The organism is Embleya scabrispora DSM 41855 (assembly GCF_000372745.1).
GTDB lineage: Bacteria > Actinomycetota > Actinomycetes > Streptomycetales > Streptomycetaceae > Embleya > Embleya scabrispora.
In genome coordinates, this window is the sequence record NZ_KB889561.1 from 39386 (window position 1) to 59893 (window position 20508).

At 72.6% G+C, this 20508-nt stretch carries 15 protein-coding genes and 2 pseudogenes; 10 read left to right on the forward strand and 7 right to left on the reverse strand.

Annotated elements, in window-relative coordinates:
* The first annotated feature begins 91 nt into the window (after nucleotides 1-91).
* The 3 genes and pseudogenes from A3IC_RS0100200 to A3IC_RS64055 form a co-directional block, all read left to right on the forward strand.
* The gene (locus A3IC_RS0100200) at nucleotides 92-682 is read left to right on the forward strand and encodes a hypothetical protein (protein WP_020548038.1); all 591 of its coding nucleotides are present in this window, start codon (nucleotides 92-94) and stop codon (nucleotides 680-682) included.
* Between the two features lie 1569 nt (nucleotides 683-2251).
* Nucleotides 2252-3637 (forward strand): phosphoribosyltransferase family protein, encoded by a 1386-nt coding sequence (locus A3IC_RS51695; RefSeq protein ID WP_020548040.1) that lies wholly within the window; start codon nucleotides 2252-2254, stop codon nucleotides 3635-3637.
* Nucleotides 3638-3649: 12 nt separating this feature from the next.
* Nucleotides 3650-4843: pseudogene (locus A3IC_RS64055) on the forward strand (molybdopterin-dependent oxidoreductase); the annotation flags it as partial.
* A 186-nt stretch (nucleotides 4844-5029) separates the two neighbouring features.
* On the opposite strand, the gene A3IC_RS0100220 reads toward A3IC_RS64055, so the two are convergent.
* Nucleotides 5030-6235: an ROK family transcriptional regulator gene (locus A3IC_RS0100220; protein WP_020548042.1), complete on the reverse strand. Its 1206-nt coding sequence runs from the start codon at nucleotides 6233-6235 to the stop codon at nucleotides 5030-5032.
* Nucleotides 6236-6331: 96 nt separating this feature from the next.
* Here A3IC_RS0100220 and A3IC_RS0100225 point away from each other — a divergent pair, with 96 nt between their 5' ends.
* Nucleotides 6332-6607 carry a hypothetical protein gene (locus A3IC_RS0100225; protein ID WP_158695757.1) on the forward strand — a complete coding sequence of 92 codons (276 nt, stop codon included), beginning with the start codon at nucleotides 6332-6334 and terminating at the stop codon, nucleotides 6605-6607.
* Nucleotides 6604-7839, forward strand: coding sequence for an MFS transporter (locus tag A3IC_RS0100230; protein WP_020548044.1), 1236 nt, complete (start codon nucleotides 6604-6606; stop codon nucleotides 7837-7839). Before A3IC_RS0100225 ends, A3IC_RS0100230 begins: the two co-directional genes overlap by 4 nt.
* A gap of 269 nt (nucleotides 7840-8108) precedes the next feature.
* Here the strand turns inward: A3IC_RS0100230 and A3IC_RS0100235 are convergent, their stop codons facing one another.
* Together A3IC_RS0100235 and A3IC_RS70465 are read right to left on the reverse strand one after the other, a co-directional pair.
* A complete protein-coding gene (locus A3IC_RS0100235; protein WP_020548045.1) occupies nucleotides 8109-8768 on the reverse strand; it encodes a response regulator in 660 nt (219 codons plus the stop codon).
* A complete protein-coding gene (locus A3IC_RS70465) occupies nucleotides 8765-10804 on the reverse strand; it encodes a sensor histidine kinase (protein WP_020548046.1) in 2040 nt (679 codons plus the stop codon). Before A3IC_RS70465 ends, A3IC_RS0100235 begins: the two co-directional genes overlap by 4 nt.
* A gap of 125 nt (nucleotides 10805-10929) precedes the next feature.
* Between A3IC_RS70465 and A3IC_RS0100245 the strand changes: the two genes are divergently transcribed.
* Together A3IC_RS0100245 and A3IC_RS0100250 are read left to right on the forward strand one after the other, a co-directional pair.
* Complete coding sequence (locus A3IC_RS0100245) at nucleotides 10930-11628, forward strand: DUF4386 family protein (protein WP_020548047.1); 699 nt, start codon at nucleotides 10930-10932, stop codon at nucleotides 11626-11628.
* A gap of 624 nt (nucleotides 11629-12252) precedes the next feature.
* On the forward strand, nucleotides 12253-12858 hold the full coding sequence (locus A3IC_RS0100250) for a DUF3885 domain-containing protein (protein WP_425387281.1): 606 nt from the start codon (nucleotides 12253-12255) through the stop codon (nucleotides 12856-12858).
* A 161-nt stretch (nucleotides 12859-13019) separates the two neighbouring features.
* On the opposite strand, the gene A3IC_RS0100255 is transcribed toward A3IC_RS0100250, so the two are convergent.
* Nucleotides 13020-13328: a hypothetical protein gene (locus A3IC_RS0100255; RefSeq protein WP_020548049.1), complete on the reverse strand. Its 309-nt coding sequence runs from the start codon at nucleotides 13326-13328 to the stop codon at nucleotides 13020-13022.
* An 828-nt stretch (nucleotides 13329-14156) separates the two neighbouring features.
* Here A3IC_RS0100255 and A3IC_RS68215 point away from each other — a divergent pair.
* Together A3IC_RS68215 and A3IC_RS64070 are read left to right on the forward strand one after the other, a co-directional pair.
* Complete coding sequence (locus A3IC_RS68215) at nucleotides 14157-15167, forward strand: glycosyltransferase family protein (RefSeq protein ID WP_020548050.1); 1011 nt, start codon at nucleotides 14157-14159, stop codon at nucleotides 15165-15167.
* Nucleotides 15146-15706, forward strand: coding sequence for an MFS transporter (locus A3IC_RS64070; protein WP_020548051.1), 561 nt, complete (start codon nucleotides 15146-15148; stop codon nucleotides 15704-15706). Before A3IC_RS68215 ends, A3IC_RS64070 begins: the two co-directional genes overlap by 22 nt.
* Nucleotides 15707-15917: 211 nt before the next feature.
* Here the strand turns inward: A3IC_RS64070 and bla are convergent, their stop codons facing one another.
* From bla to A3IC_RS68220, 3 genes are all read right to left on the reverse strand, one after another.
* A complete protein-coding gene (gene bla, locus A3IC_RS0100275; protein WP_020548052.1) occupies nucleotides 15918-16829 on the reverse strand; it encodes a class A beta-lactamase in 912 nt (303 codons plus the stop codon).
* A 303-nt stretch (nucleotides 16830-17132) separates the two neighbouring features.
* Nucleotides 17133-17765: a hypothetical protein gene (locus A3IC_RS0100280; protein WP_020548053.1), complete on the reverse strand. Its 633-nt coding sequence runs from the start codon at nucleotides 17763-17765 to the stop codon at nucleotides 17133-17135.
* Nucleotides 17762-18043 carry a hypothetical protein gene (locus A3IC_RS68220; protein ID WP_158695758.1) on the reverse strand — a complete coding sequence of 94 codons (282 nt, stop codon included), beginning with the start codon at nucleotides 18041-18043 and terminating at the stop codon, nucleotides 17762-17764. Before A3IC_RS68220 ends, A3IC_RS0100280 begins: the two co-directional genes overlap by 4 nt.
* A 1352-nt stretch (nucleotides 18044-19395) precedes the next feature.
* On the opposite strand from A3IC_RS68220, the pseudogene A3IC_RS51705 reads away from it, so the two are divergent.
* A pseudogene (locus tag A3IC_RS51705) lies at nucleotides 19396-20507 on the forward strand (antitermination regulator); the annotation flags it as partial.
* Nucleotide 20508: the final 1 nt, after the last annotated feature.

Sequence of the window (20508 nt, forward strand, 5' to 3'; positions counted from 1 at the left end):
ACACCCTGCGTAATCTTCCGATTGCGCAAAGTCATGCGTCGGGTGACGGTGGTAGGGCACCCCCGTTCATTCGATGGAAGGCCTGTTTGTCATGCGCAAGACTCGGATTGTCGCCATTCTGACCAGCGCCGCGCTCGCGGCCGGAGCCGGCACTGCGGTCGCCATCGGGGAGGTCGGCGGATCCCCGACGGTTGCCGGCGTTCGCGTCGCGTCTCCGGCACAGCCCGCCGCGCCCTCGATGGAGGCCGCGACGAGGCAGATCGAACAGCTCGGATCGATGGGAACGCTGGCCAAGGCGTCCGCCGACCTGCTGGCGGTGGCGCAACCGCGTGAGGGAGCCACCGCGGACACCTCCAAGGTCAGGGAGCGGCTGGCGGCCGTACAGACCGCGGGCAAGGACCTGCTTGCCAAGGCTCCGGCGGACAAGACCTCCACTTCCACCACCTCGGCGGCGCCTTCGGTCACCCTGAGCCAGGCGGTGTCCACGGTCGTCTCGAACGCCGAGGCACTGGCCGCGGCGATCACCAACCCGGACACCAAGCCGGTCACCCCGACGGCCGACAGGACCGGCAGCGACGTCGCCGACGTCCCGACCCTGGTGAACTCGCTCGCCAAGAGCCTGCTCGACCTGGTCGGCTCCCTCGTCGGCACCATCACGGCCGCCGGCGGTTCGGCGACCTGAGCCGGCCACCACCCCGGGTCGGTGCACATGCCGACCCGGGCAGGCGTGCCACCGGTGGCACGTCACACACAGTCACACCGTGCCGCCGTCTCGGCCGGACGCGGTACGGCGGGCGGGCCGCCTCCTCGACCATGAGGAGGCGGTCCGCCTCACGTACGCGCACAGCGTGCCGCCCTCGCGGCAAGGCGCGGTGCAACGGGCGGGCCATCTCCTCGACGACGAGATGGCCCGCTTCGCGTATCCGTGTACACGCGCGAGGCGGTCCCCTGCGGAACGCCCCGCGCCCCGCACGCTTCTCGACAGGCGAAGACCATCGGGGTCGTGCGGAATGTCGGGGTGGCGATCCCGGTGCGTCTGAACGGTCGTCGGTGCGGGTATACGCCGTCGTCCGGCGGCCGGGGCGTGTCAAGTACGGGCGCGATCCGGCCGTGTTCCACATTTAGGGAGACTGTCGTGGCCCTCACATCCGATCCCTCACCGCCGACGCCGACGCAGCACGAACCCGCGGCGCCGGCGCATCACGAGTTTGCGACGCCGACACATCACGAGACCGCGGCGCCGGCGCATCACGAGCCCGCCGCTCCGACCGCACGTCTCGAAACGTGGGCGACCCCGCCGGGGGCACCCACCCATCCCCCGCGAGCCGCCTCGCCCGCGGCCCGCCCGAAATGGGATCCGGCGCCTTCGCTGCTCACCTCGGCGTCGCCCGCCTCCCGTTCCGCGCCCCGCGCGCACCCGGCACCGGACACACCTGTGTCACCGGCGGCGGGCACGTCGGACAACCCGGTCGGGGAACCCTCCGACGACACCGCACAGACGCCGGCGGAAGACGCGGCGGAAAGCTTGTTGCGTCTGGCGGCGGCACATCGGCCGATCCCGGACGTCGCCCGGATCTTCGCACTCCTGCGGGACTGTTCGAAAACGGCCGCCGACGACGTATTGCGGGAGGTGGCCATGACGCGACCCGTGGGCGACCTCGTGCTGTTGGCCGAACTGTTGAAAGATCCCACCCAACCCGCACGAGGCAAGCGCCCCGCCGCGGAGCCCACATCACCGTAAACCGACCGACCCGGCAGGCTCGCCGCCGCCCGCGAGAACCCGTCAACCACCCCGGATACGGGGGCGGGCCTGCCATTGGCCACGTGGCCACGGCGGTGAGCCTGGCCCGGCCGGGTCGGGAATGGCATGGGGCAGTGCCCTTCCCGACCCGGCGCCGACCGTCGGTCCTACCGTCCATTGGGTCGTCGAGTCCCAGTGCCGGCCTCGTAGCGGAGGGGCGTGCGGGGACGGCGTGCGGGGACGGCGTGCGGGGACGGCGGGCGCTCAGGCCGTGGGCGTCGGAGAATCGAAGGGAGGGGAGAGGCGGATTCGGCTGACGGCTCTCCGCTGCTTCGGCAGTCGGTCCCCCGCCGCCCGCCCGTTCGGGGCCGGGCGGTTACGCCGATGGGAGCCGGTGTGCGCGGCGGCCGAATTCCGTGGCCCGCCCGTATCGTGGCCCGCCCGTTCCCGGGTCGGTCGGTGTCCCGGGCGGCCGGATGAGACAGGTCGCGCCCGGAAGGGGAAGAAGTCGTGCTCTTCACCGATCGTGTCGACGCGGGACAAAAGCTGGCCGAGCGCCTGGCGCCCTTGGAGGGCCAAGACGTGATCGTGCTCGGCCTGGCCCGAGGAGGAGTTCCGGTGGCCGCCGAGGTGGCCGACGCGCTCCGCGCCCCGCTGGACGTGTGCCTGGTGCGGAAACTGGGCGTTCCGTTCCAACCGGAACTGGGAATGGGCGCCGTCGCCGAAGAGGGAGTCATCGTCCTCAACGACCACGTGGTGCAAGCCTCGGGTGTCTCCCAAGCCGAATTGGCGGAGATCGAACGGCGGGAACGGGAGCTGTTGGAACGCCGTGCCCGCCGCTACCGGGGCGAACGACCACCGTTGGAACTCGGCGGCCGGACCGTCGTGGTCGTCGACGACGGCATCGCGACCGGATCAACCGCCCGCGCGGCCTGCCGTGCCGTCCGAGATCGAGGTGCGGCGCGCGTGGTGCTGGCCGTACCGGTGGCGCCGGCCGGCTGGGGTGAGGGAGTGGATCCGGACGCCGACGAGGTGGTCTGCCTGCACAAGCCCGTCGGTTTCATGGCGGTGGGGCAGTTCTACGCGGACTTCTCCCAGACCACCGACGAGGAGGTCGTCGAGCGCCTCGACCGAGCCCTCGCTCGCCGATCGGAGTCGTCGCCGGAGGCGCAAACGAGGGCGGAACCGGGCGCGGGCGCGGGCAACGGATCGACGCGGTCTGCGGGATCCGTGCCCACGCACACGGACATCGAGCTGCCGGCCGGAACCGTGCGGCTTCCGGGACACCTGATCGTGCCCGCGGGAGCCGAACGCATCGTCGTCTTCGCGCACGGCAGCGGCAGCAGTCGCCACAGCCCGCGCAACCGCTTCGTGGCGACCGCGCTGAATCGAGCCGGCCTGGGCACGTTGTTGTTCGATCTCCTCACCGAGAGCGAGGGAGACGCCCGATCCAACGTCTTCGACATCGAACTGTTGGCCCGGCGCCTGATCGACGTCACACACGGGCTCCGGGAGCGCCCCGAGACCCGGGGGCGGGCGGTGGACTACTTCGGAGCGAGCACCGGCGCCGCCGCCGCGCTGTGGGCGGCGGCCGAACTCGGTGACGACGTGGGAGCGGTCGTCTCCCGAGGCGGCAGGCCCGACCTGGCGGAAGGCCGGCTGCCCGCCGTCACGGCCCGGACCCTGCTCATCGTCGGCGGCAACGACCACGTGGTACTGGAACTCAACAACCGCGCGCGTACCTTCCTCCGCTGCGAGAGCCGCCTCGAGGTCGTCCCCGGCGCGAGCCACCTGTTCGAGGAACCGGGCACCCTCGACGCGGTGGCCGACCTGGCCCGCGACTGGTTCCTCGGCCGACCGACCTCCGGCGCGGACGGACCTGCGCACGGACATTGAGCGCGGGTGTCGATGTTGTCGCGAGCTCACGGGTCGGCCGGTGCCGCCCGGGGCCGATCCCCCGGCCGCGTCGACCGGCTCTTCCGGCCCTTCCGACTCACCGCGGATCCGCCCGCCGATCCGCGAGTCGCGCGGTTTCGCAGCGGATGCCCGGACTCGGGCCGGAGCGCGCCATGGATCAATGAGCCATGGCATGGGCGACATCAGCCCCCCGGGACGCTCGCCGGTCCCGACGAGGGCATCAGTCCGGAGGAATTGGCGCTCGCGACGCGTAACCACGGCCTGCCGTTGGAGGCTCTGCGCCACGATGTGACCCCGCCCGGACTGCATTACCTGCTCATCCACTACGACATCCCCACCGCCCGGATCAACGACTGGCGCCTCGTGGTGGGTGGTCGGGTACGGACACCGCTGACCCTGGACATACGGACGCTGCGGTCCTTCCCGGCCGTCACCCATCGCGTGACGATGGAGTACGCGGGCAACGGCCGGGCGCGACTGACGCCTCGGCCGATCAGTCAGCCGTGGCTGGTCGAGGCGGTGGGCACCGCCGAGTGGACCGGGGTGCCGCTGCGCCCGCTGCTTGCCGAGGCCGGAGTGGAACCCGATGCCGTCGAGGCGGTCTTCGGCGGGGCCGACCACGGCGTGGAGCGCGGCGTCGAGCAGGACTACCGGCGCAGTCCGCCGACGGCGGTATGCACCGCGAGCGATCCGGAGCCGGAGGTGTCGGTGGCGTACGACATGAACGGGGCGCCGCTGCCCCCGCAACACGGCTGCCCGCTGCGCTTGGTGGTGCCGGGGTGGTACGGGATGGCGCAGGTGAAATGGCTGCGGGAGATCACGCTGGTCGCCGAGCCGTTCGCGGGCTTCCGGCAGGCGGTGGCATATCGGTATCGCCGGGAGCGGGACGAGCCGGGTGAGCCGGTGACGCGGATGGCCCCGAGGGCGTTGATGATTCCGCCCGGGTTTCCGGACTTCATGTCGAGGGCTCGGGTGGTGCGGCCCGGCCCGGTGCTGTTGGAGGGGAGGGCATGGTCCGGGTTCGGAACGGTTGCCCGGGTCGAGGTGAGCGCGGATGACGGGGGTACCTGGAGTGCGGCGGACCTCGCCCCGGAAGACGAACATCGGTGGGCCTGGCGGGGTTGGAGTGCGAGCCGGCCGGCCACCGTCGGCGCCCATGTACTGACTGTGCGGGCGATCGACGCGGTGGGTGACGCGCAGCCGCTCACCCAGTCCTGGAACTGCGGCGGATTCGGGAACAACGCGGTGCAGTCGGGCGGCGTCGTTTCGGCGATGACGGATTCGGGGGCAACGTGGCGCGAATGGTGTCCCGGTGCTCGCATCAGGCCCGGGAGGCGGCGACTTCCGACGGGTCGGGGTCGGCGGGCGCGTTCAGTTGCCGGAGGGGAACAGCGCGTCCTGGGCGGCCTGTTGGGCGGCGAAGAGGGCGCCTTGGAGGACGGCGGAGCCGCCGAGGGTGGTCGCGCGGACGACGGTGTCGACCGGGGAGAGCGCGGCAACCTTGGCCTGGACGCGTTCGGCGAGGTCGTCGCCGCCGGCGTGGCCGAGTTCGCCGGCGAGGACGACGCAGCCGGGGTCCAGGACGGCGGTGACGGCGCAGACGCCGAGGGCGAGGCGTCCGGCGAACTCGTCGAGGAATGCGGAGCCCGCGGGGCCGGCGTCGTGGGCGGCGCGGACGACGGTGGCGCCGAGCGGCTCGATCGGCTCGCCGTGCGGGGTGTGGATGGTCGGGATGAGGTGGCCGAGCCCGTGCCGTTCGGCGAGTTCGCATACCGCGGGGTTGCCGACCAGCGAGTGGAAGCCTCCGTCGCAGCCGTCGCGCGAGGGCAGGCCGTCGGTGCCGGGGACCGGCAGGAAGCCGAGCTCGCCGGCGCCACCGGATGCGCCGCGGCGCAGTTTTCCGTCGAGGATGACGGCCGCGCCGATGCCGTTGGCGAGCCACATGAGCACGAACGTCTCGTACTCGCGGGCGACGCCGAGACGGCGTTCGGCCAGGGCGGCGAGGTTGGTCTCGTTCTCCACGTGGACGGTGGCGCGCAGGCGGTCCTCGAGGGCGCCGGCGAGGCTGCGGTGCCAGGCGGGGAGGCTCGGTGCCTGGCGCAGTTCGCCGGTGCCGGGGTCGATCAGGCCCGGCGCGCCGATGCCGATGCTGTGCAGGCGGGTGGCACCGGCGTCGCGTGCGGCGCGTTCGACGAGGGCGGTGGTCTGGTCGACGGCCGCCTGGATGCCGCCGCTGATGTCGATGGGCGCGACGGCGTCGCCGAGGCGGGTGCCGAGGAGGTCGGCGATCACGACGCTGACGGTCTCGGTACGGACGTCGAGCGCGGCCAGGTGTGCCATGTCGGCGACGATCCCGTACAGCCGTGCGTTGGGGCCCCGCCGGCCGGTCGCGGACTCGCCGACGTCGTGGATGAGACCCGAACCCTGCAGACGTTCGACGAGGTCGGCGACGGTCGGGCGGGACAGTCCGGTGAGCGCCTTGAGCTGCCCCGCCGTCAGCGGGCCCTGCTGCTGGAGAAGCCGCAGGGCGAGCCGGTCGTTGTGGGCTCGGGCGGTGCTGGGAGAGGCAGGAGGCATGGGGTCGATCCTCGCAGATATTTCTTTCAGGAAGGCTCCCTGATAGTTTAGCGTCGGCCGGCGGGGAGGCGGAGCCGGCGACCCAGGGAGGGTTTCATGTCTTTTGAAGCGATTCAGGCGGCCGGCATCGTCGGTGCCATTCAGGCGGTCCGCTGTGGCCCGGGGCGGGAAATGGGCATCGGCGGTCCCACCGGCGTCACCGCCGTCACCCCGAGGCCCGGCATCACGGATGCCTTCGATCCGCGCGCGCGGGCGGCCCGGCGGCGCCGGGGGCCGCGCTACAGGGGCGATGTCGTCTGGCAGGCCACCGAGCGTGCCGCCGCGAACAACCGTGATGCGGACGGCGCTCGCGGTACGGAGGGGCGACGGTGACGGACGGCGGAACGGCCGGGGCCGTCCCCGCGCCGGCCCCGGCCGCCGCGCCCGGGACCGACCCCGGCGACGTCGAGGGTCTCGCGGAGCGGGCGCGTGTCATCCGCGCGCGCTGGGCCATCGCGGCGGTGTTCGCCGTGCACGGCGCGGTGATCGGCAACTTCGCCACCCGCGTGCCGTGGATCCGGGACCACGCGGGCATCGGCCCGGGGCAGTTGGGCATCGCGCTGGCATTCCCGGCGATCGGCGCGTCACTCGCGATGCCGCTCGCCGCGGCGATCAGCCACCGGCTCGGCGCGCGCTTCGCGCTGCGGATCCTGCTGTCGCTGTGGACACTGGCGCTCGCGTTGCCGTCGTCGGCGCCGAACCTGGTCGTGCTGTGCGTGACGCTGTTCGTGTTCGGCGCGTCGGCCGGAATGCCGGACGTCGCGATGAACGCGCTCGGCGTGGAGACCGAGAACCGGCTGGGTCGGTCGATCATGTCGGGCCTGCACGGCATGTGGAGCCTGGGGGTGCTGATCGGCTCCGCCGTCGGCACCCTCGCCGCGCACTTGGACCTCGACGCGCGGCTCCACCACCTGGGCGCCGCCCTGGTGTTGCTGCTGCTCGGCCTGTCGGCCACGCGCGGTGTGCTGGACGTGTCGCCGGATCCGGACCAGGAAGCCCCGCCGCGCTTCGCGCTGCCGCCGAAGTCGGCGCTGCTGATCGGCATCGTCGGCTTCTGCGCGGTGTTCGGGGAGGGTGCGAGCCTGGACTGGTCGGCGGTCTACCTGAAGGACGAACTCGGCACGTCGGCGGGCCTGGCGGCGGCGACCACCACGGCGTTCGCGCTGATGATGGCGGTGGCGCGGTTCGCGGGCGACGCGGTCGTGGACCGGTTCGGCCCGGTCGGCACGGTGCGCGCCGGGGGCGTACTGGCCACGGCGGGCGGCCTGTTGGTGGTCACCGCGCCGGCCCCGGCGTTCGCGATGGCGGGCTTCGGCCTGCTCGGCCTGGGCATCGCGGTCGTCGTCCCGCTGGCCTTCGCGGCGGCGGCGCGCAGCGGCCCCAACGCGAGCCAGGCCATCGCGGGCGTCGCGACGGTCACCTACACCTCGGGCCTGATCGCTCCGTCGCTGATCGGCGGGTTGGCACACGCGACGTCGCTGGTGGCCTCGTTCGGCGTGGTGACGGCGCTGTCCTTCGGCCTGATCGCGGGCGCGAACGTGCTGCGGGTGAAGGCGAAGACCTAGGGGGTGCCTTCGTCGGCGACGTGGCATTCGCATGGGCCCGACCGGCCCGAGCCGGACCGTCCCGATCCGCCCGGGCCGGGCCGAGCGGATCGGGAAGATGCGGCTCGGGAGAGTTCGGGCCGGGTGCGGTCGGCTCGGAACCGCCCGAGCCGGGAGCGAGCGGGTCGGAACCAGGCGGGTCGGGACCGAGCCGGGCGAATCGGTCCCGAGCGAATCCGTCCCGGGCGGATCGAGTCCGGGCCGACCACCCGGGCCGGGACCAGGCGACGCTATGCCGGCCCCTCCCCCAGACCCGCGTCCCGGGCCAGTGCGACCGCCTCGGCGCGGGTGCGGGCGCGGAGTTTGGCGAGGACGTCGGCGACGCGGTTGCGAATCGTCTTCTCGGACAGCACCAACCGGGTCGCGATCGCGGAGTTGGGCAGGCCGCGGGCCAGCAGATCGAGGATCTCCCGTTCCCGGTCGGTGAGTTGGGGAAAGGGGCCGGCGCCGCGCGCGGTGCTCGACGTGCCGGCGAAGAAGGACAGGACGCGTTGCGCGATCCGCGGACCGAACACCGCCTCGCCGCGGGCCACGCCCAGCAGGGCGCGGCGGATGTCGTCTCCGTCGGCCTCCTTCAGGAGATACCCGCGAGCCCCGGCACGCAGTGCGGCGAACACCGTGTCGTCGTCCTCGTCCATGGTCAGCACGATCACCGCCGTGCGCGGAAACCCGGTACCGATACGGGCCGTCGCCTCCAGACCGCCGACGCCGGGCATCCGCAGGTCCATCAGGACGACGTCCGGATCGAGCGCGGCGACCCGCTCCAACGCCTCGGCGCCGTCCCGGGCCTGACCGATCGTCAGGATGTCGTCGAAGTCCTCCAGGATCGCCGCCATGCCGGCGCGGAACACCGGGTGGTCGTCCACGATCAGCACCCGTACCGCGCTCACGCCGGCAGCTCCGCCCGCACGATGGTGCCGCCGCCCTTGGCCGGGCGGATGTCCAGCCTGCCACCGACCTCGACCGCTCGTTCGCCCATGCTCCGCAGGCCCACCCCCGCGTGCGGTCGCGCGGGCACCCCGCATCCGTTGTCCCTGATCTCCACCACCAATGTCCCATCCGGGCGAATTCCCGCGCCCAATCGCAGTTCCCCGGCCGCACTGTGCCGGATCGCATTGGAGATCGCCTCGGCGGCTATCGCGTAGGCGGCGACCTCCACCGCGGCGGGCAACCCCTCCAGCCCGGACCCGATCGAGGCGGCGCAGTGCGGCGTCTCGTAGCCCGCGACCAGGTCGCGCAACGCCCCGGCCAGGCCGAGCTGATCGAGGATGGGCGGACGCAGCCCGTGCACGACGTTGCGCACGTCGGCCACCGCCTGGCGCAGCCGATCCCGCACCGCGCGGGCGCGCTCGGCCAGATCCTCGTCCCCACGCGCCGCCAACCTGCGGGCCAGGGCGTCGAGTTGGTGCGCGGTGCCGGCGAGTACGGGCCCGACACCGTCGTGCAGGTCGGCCCGGATCCGGCGACGCTCCTCCTCGCGCGCGGTGACGATGCGCGCCCGGCTGTCCGCGACGTCGGCGACCAGCCCCGCGGCGTAGGCGAGGGTCGCCGCGCGCGCCGCGACCTCCTCGACGGCGGACTGTTCCTCGGGCGTCCACCGCTCGTCCGGTCGCCGCAGCCCCACGCGCAGTTCGCCCAGCCGCTGCCCGAGCGCGTACGCGGGCACCGTCCGCCACCCCGCGACGGGCGCGCCGGCGGAGGCGGACACGTCGCCGTGGAAGGCCACGTACGGCAACCGCAGCGCCCGGGCGAGCGCGTCCACGAGGCGCTGCAACGCCTCGGCCGGTTCGGACGCCGGTGCCACGTGCCGACCGACCCGCGCGACCACGGCGTACGGGTCGTGCCGATGGCCGAACAACCAATGATCCACCGCGGCCTGCACCGCTCCGCGTCCGGACGCGGCGACCAGCGCGAGCACCGCCACCGCGAGCACGCCGGTCGGCGAACCCGGCGCGACGCTACCGATGCCGAGCACGATCGCCGCGTACAGACCGGCCGTGAGCGCGCTCAGCACGACGTAGACGATCGTGCGGTTGAGCACGAACTCCACGTCGAACATGCGGTGTCGCAACATCGCGATGGCGATGCCGAGGGCGGGCGCGGACAGCGCGACGCCCATCACCACGTCGCTGAGCACACTGTCGTGCACCGTGAGCGGCGCCAGACACAGCCCGGCGGCCAGGACCACGCTGCCGAGCAGCAGCCACTGCAACTGGGTGCGGCGCACGCCCACCACCCGCCGGCTGCGCACGAGTACGGCGCAGGCGCCGACCACCGTGCCCGGCAACAGCGTGGTGAACGCGCCCACCAGCACGACGTAGCGGATCCACTCGCCTCCCGGGATCCCGAGCGGGTTGTCGACGTGGTCCGAGACGTCGAGGCGCCCGGGGCGCACCATGGCCGCGAGCATGGTCACCGTCGCGATCGTGACCAGCGTGTACGCGATCGGCCGCCACCGCGTCGACGGCAGGCGGCCGTCGGGGAACAGCAGCAGGAGCAGCGGCACGACGAAGAAGTACAGGCAGAACCCCCACGAGCCGACCCACGCGGCGGCCCGAGCCCCCGGAAGGGGATCGACGGCGCCCAGAGCGGAGGCGGCACCGTACAGGGCGAGCAGCAGGTACGGCCCGATCGTCACGGGCGCGACCAAGAGCCAGCCGACCGGATTGCGCGGCCGCCCCCGCACGACGAACGCGCCGAGCACCGGCCAGACGGCGCCCAGGACCAGGTCGGACCAGTAGAGCGGCGTGACGTCGGCGCGCGCCGACACCCAGGCGTGCGTGGGCGGCACGGCGGCGCAGCAGGCCACCGCGATCCCGGCGAGGGCGCAGGCGATGCGTACGAGCGTCCGGTCGGGCAGGTTCCGCACCCAGGCGGGTGCGTGCCCGAGGAAGGCGACTTCGGACGTTGTGGTCACGGGCGTCATGCTCTCGCACCGGCCGCGGCGCCCGAAACCGGTGCCCGGCAACCGGGGGCGGCCGTCCCTCGTGCCCGGGACGCCGGGCGCGGGACGGTGTTCCTCGTCAGCGCACGACGATTCGGGGGGAACCGATGACATACACCGATCCACTGCCGCCCACCACGAGCGAATCCGTGGCCGAGGACATCCCGCACCGGCGCGCCCTGTGGCCTTTGGTCGGCGCTGCGGCGGGAGCGCTGGGCATCGTCGCGACCCTGGTCACCGACCTGCACGTGGCCGAGGACAAGGAGACGATGACGGCCGCGATGATCGCCGAGGTGGACCCGACGAAGGCGCGGATCGGCTTCTACGCCGGGTATCTGACGGTGGGTCTGCTCCTGTTGTTGGCCGCCTCGTGGCGTCGGCGCGTCGAGCCGAGGGTGCCGGGCAGTACGGCGGCGCGTGTGGTGAGCGGGGGGCTCACCGCCGCGGCCGGCGCGCTGGCCCTGGGATACGGCTGGAAGGGCGCGTTCGCGATCTACGGCCACGGCGCTTCCGAATCGTCCTCGTTCGACGACCAGGGCAGGCTCGTCTACTTCGTGCTCAACGACTTCGGCGGCTATATCGGCTGGCTGGGCGTGCTCGTCGCGGCGTGCGCCGTGGCGTGGATGGCGTTGCGCGAACGCACCGTCTCGCGCTGGATCGGTTGGGTGAGCGTGCTGTTCGCCGCGCCGCCGATCGTGGCGATGGTCGCCATGGCGGTACCCGGACTGCCGGCGTTGACGATGCCGGCGTGGCTGATCGTGACGTGCCTGGGCCTGACCCTGGGACGGAGCACGATCACGCGCTGACCTCCGGTGGGGGAGCCGGATGGGGGGCAGGGCGCCGCGGACCTTCGGGTTTGCGGCGCCTTGGGCGTGGGGGTTGGGATTGCGGTGGCCCGGGGGCGGGGTGGCTCGGGTGCGCAGCCGCCGACCGGGCGCCCGGCAACGGTGGTGTGTGGGCGGCCGACCGGCCCTGCGAGCCCGATGGCGGCCGGCAGCCATGGCGGTGTGACCAAGCGCAGGCCCAGCCGCGCCCCGTGGTCGTGCCCTGGCGAGGGTGGGCGGCCCGCGTCGCGTAGTCGGGAGTTTCCGTTGTTTCCTGTCGGCGACTGCCCCGGCGGTGCGAACAGATCGTGCAGCACGAACGCCGGCCGTCCGTTGGGCCCAAGCGATTCGAGGACGACGAGGAGCGCGATTCCGACCGATTCGGCGAGCACCGCCTCGTCCTCCGGCGCGGGGCCGTTGTCGGCCGTCACGACGAACTCGGGCAGTTGGTCGTTGTAGGACGCCTCGGGGCGGCCCTGCCGCGATCGCAGGACGTCGGATCCGGCCGACCACCGTGGTCAGCCGGCCGGGGAGGATCGCCGGTCGGGGCGCCGGAGTGGGACGGTTGGGTGCGACGCATCGCCGGTCTCGTGAGGAGGAGCAACCGTGGGGAGAGGCGCGAGCCCAGGCCACGCCGACGGGTATGTCGACCTCGCCCGATTGTCCGCCGATTGGCGGACACACTGGGGCGGGTGCCCGCCACTCGGTCACCTGTTGAAAAGGGCGTTCCCCGACAGGTGGGTGCGCTTTCACAGCCTGCCCGACTCCCGGCGCTACGCGCGAAACGACAGCGAGTACCGGGTGTTGCTCGAACGGCAACACACGGTACTCGCCGACCTGGGCGCGCCGCCGCGCCTGGTGGTCGCCACCTGCGCGTGGGACGACCGCGTCGAACCGGCGGATCAGTCACGGGAGTTGGCGACACTTGCCCCGGGCACGTACTGGCGGAGCGTGCGCTCGGGCGATCCAGCCGATGCCGATGCGCACCTGTACGCGGGCAGCATGCCCAACACACCGGCCGCTCTCGATCCGCTGCTGCGCTCCGTCGCCGACGACGAGACGTCGGGCGTCATCCTCGCTCCGATCGGGCTCGACTGGCTGGTGCATCCGTACGACGGCGGCTTCGACGTGATCGCCCGAAGCCCGACGGAACGCGACGCGCTCGAGGCCACACACCCCCAATGGCTTTCCCGTCATCCGGAAGGCTTGTGAACGGCCACGAATGCCTCCCCGCCCGCCACCCCCGACGCCGCCTTCGATCTTCGCCTCGGTAGGGAAGTGACGAGGCGGCTTCGGCGGGCCGCGCCCGGCTCTCGCTGCTCCCGTCTCCCGGATTTTCGCGCCGGCTCATTCGACGTGAGGGCCGCCGGCGGTCACCGGTCCCATGCCGGATCGATCCCGCCTCCGCGAGCCTCGCGCCGGCCCGCGTAGCGTTCCTTGCGGTTGGCCGCCTTGGCCATCTGCTGCCGCTCCTTGACGCAGGAGCGCACGGTGCAACCCGCACAGCACGTGCGGCCGGACAGCAGCATGCCGGGGTCTTCCCATCGGCAGCGGGTGTCCGGGTCCTCCTCCGTCGGGTGCGGCGGCAGGTCACAGGCGCCGTAGCGGTGATCGTGGACCGGCCGGGGGTGGTGCGCCGCATGGCGTACCCACAGCGGCTTCGTCCTGTCCGTACGGGACATCTCGTTCCTTCCGGAACCGCCGCCCGGGCTCCCGGACTTTCCGGGCGGGCGGCTGGATTCGCCATTTCACGGCGACACGCTCCTTCCTTCGTCCTTACGTCCGCGGCTTCCGCGGTTGGCATCCACCGGCCGACGGGTGAGAGGTTCCCAGCGGGTCCGGCGGGCACACCGGCAGCCACATCGTGCTCGTTCCCGGCGCGGACGGCAATCCGAGCGACGCCCGGTATCCCGCAGCGGCCGGCCACCGCCGACTCCGGCTCGGGTCGAGGGTGTGGCGAATCGCTTCTCCGATCCGCTTTCCTCGCCCACTTCATCGCGGTTCCACCCCGCGGGCGCGCGGGCGCCGCCTCGCGCGCCGACGCCCCCACGACGGCCTTTTGGTGACAGCGCACTGACGCGCCGGCGGGTGCGGAGCGCTCCGTCCGCCTCGCGGGCGAAAGCGGGACCGGTCGGGGACAGCGGACTCAGGCGCCCGGGACAACGAGGGGCCGATCGTGAGTGGCAGGCGTCGTGGTCGGCCCGGTTCCGAGGCCGAGGCCGAACCCCGCACCGCATATCGGGAGGCGCATGGCCGCCGGCCATCTCGCATCCGTCACCCCACCGCCACTTTCCTCCACGCACAGCAAGGCACCCGCAATGAACCACACCGGATACCCGCACGGGCCGCCCCATTCCGGCTCCGGCGGCCGTCGCACAAAGGTCGTCACACCGAGGACCCACCGGACTCCGGCCCCGATCCCGGCCCCGACCCCGACCCCGACTCCGAGCCGGCCTCGCGGCCAAGCCTCACCCACGCCGCCGCCCGGACCGACCTCTCCGCTCCCGGAGGTGCTGCTGCCGGCGACACCCCTGTCCTGCCTCGAACACCTCGTCGGAGCAACCCGGTTGGCCGAAGTACGCGACGCGCTGCGCGAGGCCCGCACGCGCCTCGGCGGGCGTGAGGTGTGGCACGTCAGTGACAATCCGACGCGCGGTGGGGTCGCCGAACTGCTCCGCACCACCCTGCCCCACCTGCGCGGTGAGGGTATCGACACCCGATGGGCCACGATCGAGGGCAACCGAGCGTTCCGCGCCTTCACCAAGGCGCTCTACTACCGGTTGTGCGGGGTGACCGCCAACGAACACGAGGACCCGCCGGACCCGGAGAACGGACGCGCCCTGTACCAACAGGTGACCCGCGCCGCCGCGCAGCGGCTGCTCGGCGCCATGGGTCGGCGCAGCGTGGTCGTCCTGCACGATCACCAGACGGCCGGCCTGATCCCGTACCTGCGTGAAGCCGGGTGCGTGGTGTTGTGGCAGTGTCACATCGGCACGCCTCTGCACACCGAACCCGCGGGCCCCGCATGGCACTTCCTGCGTCGATACCTGTCCGCCGCGCACGGTTTCATCGCGTCGTACGACGGAGCGTTGCCCGCGGGGCTGCCCGACGTGGCGATCCGCGTCCTGCCGCCGTCCATCAATCCGCCGGCACCGAAGAATCTGCCGCTGCATCCCGCCGTGGACGCGTCGCGCTTGATGGCACGCATCGGCGTCTTCCGGCAGCCGAGTCCCGCCGGCACCGAGCCGGACGCCGGCGATGCCTTCCCCGAGTTGCTCCCTCGCCCTCCGGCTCGGATCGATCGCGGCGCCGAGCCGTTGCCGGTGGGTACACCGCTGGTGACGCAGGTGAGTCGTTGGGACCGGGTCAAGGACATCCCGGGCGTGATCGAGGCGTTCACCGACCACGTCGATCCGGACTTCGGCGCGCACCTGCTGCTGGTGGGCCCCGGGCGGCGGGCGATCCGCAGGCCGAACGGGTATTCGCGGTCGGGCTGTCCGTGCTGCTCATCGAGGGTGTGATCACCGGCTGGGGCACGGTGTACCTCGCGGATGCGGTGCACGCGCAGCCCGGGGTGTCGGGCGCGGGCTACGTGGTGTTCGCACTGGCCATGATGGTCGGGCGGCTCACCGGTGACCGCGCGGCCGCGCGTTTCGGCCCCGTTTCCATGGTGCGCTTCGGCGCGCTGGTGAGCGGGGCCGCCGCCGCGGTCGCGATCGCGGCGCCCATCCCATGGCTGGTGGTACCGGCGTTCGCAGCCGTCGGTCTGGGCATCGCGTGCTCGTTCCCGCTCGTGGTCGGCGGCGTCGGCCGGCAGTTTCCCGGCGCCCCGGGTCCGGCGGTCGCCACCGTCTCCACCACCGGCTACCTGGCCTTCCTCGCCGGGCCGCCGCTCATCGGCTTCCTGGCCACCCACGTCACCCTTCGCCTGGCCCTGCTCCTGGTCCTCCTACTCGCGCTCGTCACCGCGTCCCTGGCCGGGCTCTTGTCCACCGACCGCACACGCGGTCCGCGCCCGGACACCGCCTCCGTCGTGCCAAGCGTGGACAACCGCGCCTGAGCGAGACCGGCGACCCCCGAACCCGAGCCGAGCCCGACCTGCGACGCGCCGCGCTCACCTGCCACGCCGACATGACACAGGCCGAGGACGCCATCGCCGCCGACCCGCCGGCCGAACAAGGTCGCGAGAGCCGCCTGGCGGACTCGTACCCGAGGGACACGCATCCGACGGGCAGCGCACAAGGTTCGAGTGTGGTGGTGGTCGATCGAAGTCAGGCGAGGTGTGCCGCGACAAGGGCGGCCGCCTCGGCGAGGAGGGGTTCGTCGGCGGGTGCGTGGGCGTCGGATGTGGTGGAGAGTACGGCCAGGACGAGCGGGCCGCGGCCGGGTGGGCGGGTGATGGCCACGTCGTTCGTGGTGCCGTAGGCGCCGGTGCCGGTCTTGTCGGCGACGCTCCAGTCGGAGGGCAGGCCCGCGCGGATGCGGTTGCCGCCGGTGGTGTTGGCCAGCAGCCATCCGCCGAGGCGGGCACGATCCGCGGGGGCCAGGGCGGTGCCGAGAGTGAGTCGGGCGTAGGTACCGGCGATGGCCCGGGCACTGGTGGTGTCGGTGTCACGCCCGGGTTCGGCCGAGTTCAGGTCCGGTTCCACACGGTCCAGGCGGGTCACCGGGTCGCCGACGGAGCGGCAGAACCGGGTGACCGCATGCGGGCCGGCGGCCTCGCCCGCCGGGCCGCCGAGCGCACGGAGCAGCAGGTTGGCCGCGGTGTTGTCGCTGTGGGTGATGGCCGCCGCACACAGGTCGGCCACCGTCATGCCGTGTGCGCGGTTCTCGGGTCGGCCGGTGATCGGCGCGTAGCCGGAACGCGTGACGTCCTGCTCGGTGTAGTGGATACGCTCGGCGAGAAATTCGCCGTTCCGATCCAGGTCCCGCAGGACGGCCGCGACGAGCACGGTCTTGAACACCGAACAGATCGGGAAACGCTCCTGCTCCCGGTAACCCACGTACCGCCCGGTGGCCGGATCGAAGCCGAACACCCCGAGCCGCGCGCCGTGTTGCTCCTCTAGTCGGCCCAGCCGCCGAAGGATCCCCTCCTCGCGCGCCGCCGCGAAGGCACTCGCACCCGCGCTCGTGCTCGCCGGAAGTACGAGGCCCAGTGCCGTCGCAGCCCCGACGGTGAGCAAGTTGCGACGGGCGAGGCGAGTTCGTGGCGAGGCCAACAGGCGCTCCCTTCGGCTGATCCGGACACGTGGGTCTCATCCAACCGCACGAGCGCGCCGGGCGTAAGGGCATCCGGTCGGGTCATCCGTCATCGGCTCTCGCGCGAAGCGGCGGCCCGAACCGGGCGCTGCCAAGGAAGGGGAAGGTCCGCGAACTGCTTTCGCGAGCACGACCATCCGGGTGACGAACCCTCGCCGCCGCCGCCGGCGAGTCGATCACGGGCGAGGAGCGCGGCCACCATGCCTGCCCGGGGAAGCCGTCGCCGGCTATGCCTGCCCAGGCGGTGCCTGTGGCGGAGTCGGGTCCTGCGCCGCGGGGAGGAGGGCGATGCCGGACCTGAGTTGCATGGCGCCGGGCAGGTCCAAAGAGCAGCGGCGGCTGGCCACCACTGCCTGCTGCATTGCCAGAGTGCCGGTGGTCGTGCAGGTGCCGCACCGCAGCGACGTCAAGTGGGCCCGGCGGATGACGGCGAGCATCCCCTCGATGTCGAAGGCGACGGTGAGGCAGATCTCCAGGCTCCCGACCCGGGCGCCGTCAACCGTCAGATCGACGCAGGGACGGTGGGTGGACGTGATCCGGTGGGTCGCCAGAGCGACGACCTCCTCGGTCTCCGGAGCCGCACGGGTACGCCGCGCGGCCTCGACCATCGCGGCGTGTTTCGCCCATCCGGCCGCCGCCAGATCGAGCAGATCCAGGCTCAGGAAGTTGTTGACCATCGAGGCGACCTCACGCTCGACGGTCTGACCCGCGGCGCCGGTCAGGCTCCGGGACCCACGCCCGAGCATCGCGGCCACCTCGTGCTCACGAGCCGCGTCCACGAGACTTGCCGCGGCCACCTCACTGTCGTCACCGAACAACAATTCGCGTACGGACGCGGGCTGCGCCACATCGGCAGTCACGGGTCCACCTCCTCGATGGTCTGTCGACCGGGGTCGGAACGAGGTTCCAGGCGCACCGTCGGGCTCGGCCCGCGCATCTGCTCGACGTCCTGCACCCCCTCCGTCGCGAGGCCCCGCATGACGGCGCGAACATGTCGGCGGGTCCAACGGGGCCCCCGCTGCCGGTGGCGGAAGAAGCCCACGTAGCCGGCCAGCGCGACCGCCAGGAAGCCGCCGACCGCCAGCATCCCGATCACCCATCCCGTGCCTGCCCCGGCGCCGGTTCCGGTGTCGACCACCGCGGCGGACGACGACGGGGATCGGGTCCCGGTAGGTCGCGACGGAGACCCGGGCACCGGTGGTGATCCCGGTCGGGCCCCGGCCGACACCTCGAAGGAGGCGTCGGCACGATCGGCCGTGCCGCATCGCGCCGAAACCTCGTGGCTTCCCTTCGACACACCCTTCGGGACCACCAGTCGGGCACTGAATCCGCCATTCGGGGCGACGGGCACGGTAAAGGGCGCGATGCCGGCACCGTCCCAGTAGATGTCGACGCGGTAGCCGCGAGCACAGGCCACGAAGCCCGAGCCGACGACCGTCACCGTCGTGCCGGCGCCTCCCCCGGCGGGCGTCAGCACGAGAACCGGACGCGCCCCGGGGACGGGGGTGCGCGACGGGCCTCGGGAAGGGGGTGGGCTGCTACGGGGAGGAGGAGTCGACGACTCGGGGGGCGTGGTCGGCGGCGCCGTGCAGCAACTGTAGGAGGGCGGGGGCGGCGGGGGCGGGGGTGGGGGCACGGCCCGAGCCTGTGCGCCACACGACGGCATCGAGATGCCCAACCCCACCAGGACCAGGGCGCCCACAATCCCCGAGATTTGCACCGTCGGTCCTTTCTCGAGACCTCGACGCGAGAACGGGCCACGGACCCGCGACGCCCGGACGGGCGAGGGGCCCGCGACTCGAACGACGGGCCGCGACCACGCACATCCCGCGCGTCCCCGCGCACGACAGACCCGGACACTTCTGATCAGCGAAACACGACACGACACCCACCGCATCCGGATGGTTGGCGAATGGCCGTGTCGAGCGTGCGATCACCGAGGACCGAAAGGGCGTGTACCAGTGCCGGCCAGGCCGGACGAATCGGTCCGCGGCGGCCGATCGGGACCCGGACTCGCCACGGAACGCCGAGCACAACCCGCGACGAACCCGGCCCCGCCCAGGGGACCACCGGGAAGCCGGGTCCGTGATCGCTTCGATCAGGGCGTGGCGATCGACGCGGGGCGTCACCCGAAGGAGCGGCCGGCGCCGGGGCGTTCCGTGCGAAAACCGGTATTCCTCAGGGGTCCGCTCCCACAGGGGGCTCCGGTATCGGTGTTGCAGAGCAGGGCGCCGTGTTCCCTAAGCCCGTGGACACCGAGGATCTGCTCGCCGTCCTGCACCGCCACCTCGCGCCGTGAGACGGTTTCGCCCGGCTGACACGGTGACATCCGCCCACGACGAGCCGAGCCCACGATGAGCACCGACCCGCACCGCGCGGCATCCGACGCGCCGGAGCCTTCCGTGCCTGCCCCGCTCGAAGCCGAGCCACAGGAGCCGGACGGCGCCACACCGACCCGATACCGGCTGTGGCAATCGATCTCCGCGACGGGCCGGTTGGCCGCGACCGTCGAGCGACTGCGCATGGCGTCACGTCCCGCCCGGCGTCGCGACCGTGGCCCGCCAGGCCCTGGCCGACCTGGACTGGGTCTGGATCCCCGCGCTGTGCGAGGCCGGCATCCCCTCCATCGGCCGCCACCACCTCGCGGGCGCTCGCGCCGCCACGCCGGCCGGCACCGGGGCCGCGTCCACGGCGTCCTGGAGATCTGTTGGCCGCACGCCCTCCCGGCACAACCCGCGTGCGTGCGACGCCAGATCGAAACCCTCGCGGAACTGAGCGCCCACACGATGGAGATCCATACCCCGGCCCGCGCGGCCACCGACTCCGGGCCCGTCGAACCGGTGGACATCGCCGACTGCCTCCGCGACTCCGCCCTGGTCCTGGTCCCCCATCTCGACGAGCAGGGACGGCTCGCCGACTTCCGCATCCACCACGTCAACCGACGCTTCGTCGACCCCGCCGGACGCCCCCAAGGGCTCGTCACGAATTCGCTCTTCCTGGAGGCGTACCCGCCGGCCGCCGGCGCCGGCGGCCTCTACGACATCGTCGAACGCGTCTACGCCACCGGGGAGCCCTATCGCGCCGAACGCGCGACCTTGACCGCGCTCGTCGACCAGGTACCGCTGGACGCGACCGCCGACGTGGCCGCGAGCCGGCAAGGCGACGCCGTCCTGCTCATCTGGCGCGTCGAAGACGAGAGCACACGCCTGGCGAAACTCCTGCACCACGCCCAACGCCTGGGCCGCATAGGGGGATTCGAGGAAAACGCGCTCACCGGCCGAATCACCTGGAGCGAATCCCTGTTCGCTTTGCACGGACTCCCCCACACCGCCGCCCCCGTCCCCCTGCGGGACCTGCCGCAGCACGCCCACTCCGACGACGGCGCCGCCCTCGACCGCTTCCTGCGCACCCTGCTCCACCACCACCGCAACGCCACCGTCGCCTTCCGTCTGGAGCGTTCCGACGGCGTGATCAGACGCATCCGGGTCATCGCCGAACCCGTCCTGGACAGCCGCGGTCAACTACTGACGGTGCGCGGGGTCTATCAGGACGTATCCGCGCAGCACTGGACGGAGGTCGCGCTTGCCGTCACCCGCGACCGCT

What these genes read in the sequence shown, in the direction of transcription:
- A3IC_RS0100220 (WP_020548042.1), bottom strand. Translation starts at nt 6,235, where the DNA reads ATGCCTCCTGCCTCTCCCAGCACCGCCCGAGCCCACAACGACCGGCTC.
- A3IC_RS70465 (WP_020548046.1), bottom strand. Translation starts at nt 10,804, where the DNA reads ATGACGCCCGTGACCACAACGTCCGAAGTCGCCTTCCTCGGGCACGCA.
- A3IC_RS0100255 (WP_020548049.1), bottom strand. Translation starts at nt 13,328, where the DNA reads ATGTCCCGTACGGACAGGACGAAGCCGCTGTGGGTACGCCATGCGGCG.
- A3IC_RS0100225 (WP_158695757.1), top strand. Translation starts at nt 6,332, where the DNA reads ATGTCTTTTGAAGCGATTCAGGCGGCCGGCATCGTCGGTGCCATTCAG.
- A3IC_RS0100245 (WP_020548047.1), top strand. Translation starts at nt 10,930, where the DNA reads ATGACATACACCGATCCACTGCCGCCCACCACGAGCGAATCCGTGGCC.
- A3IC_RS0100200 (WP_020548038.1), top strand. Translation starts at nt 92, where the DNA reads ATGCGCAAGACTCGGATTGTCGCCATTCTGACCAGCGCCGCGCTCGCG.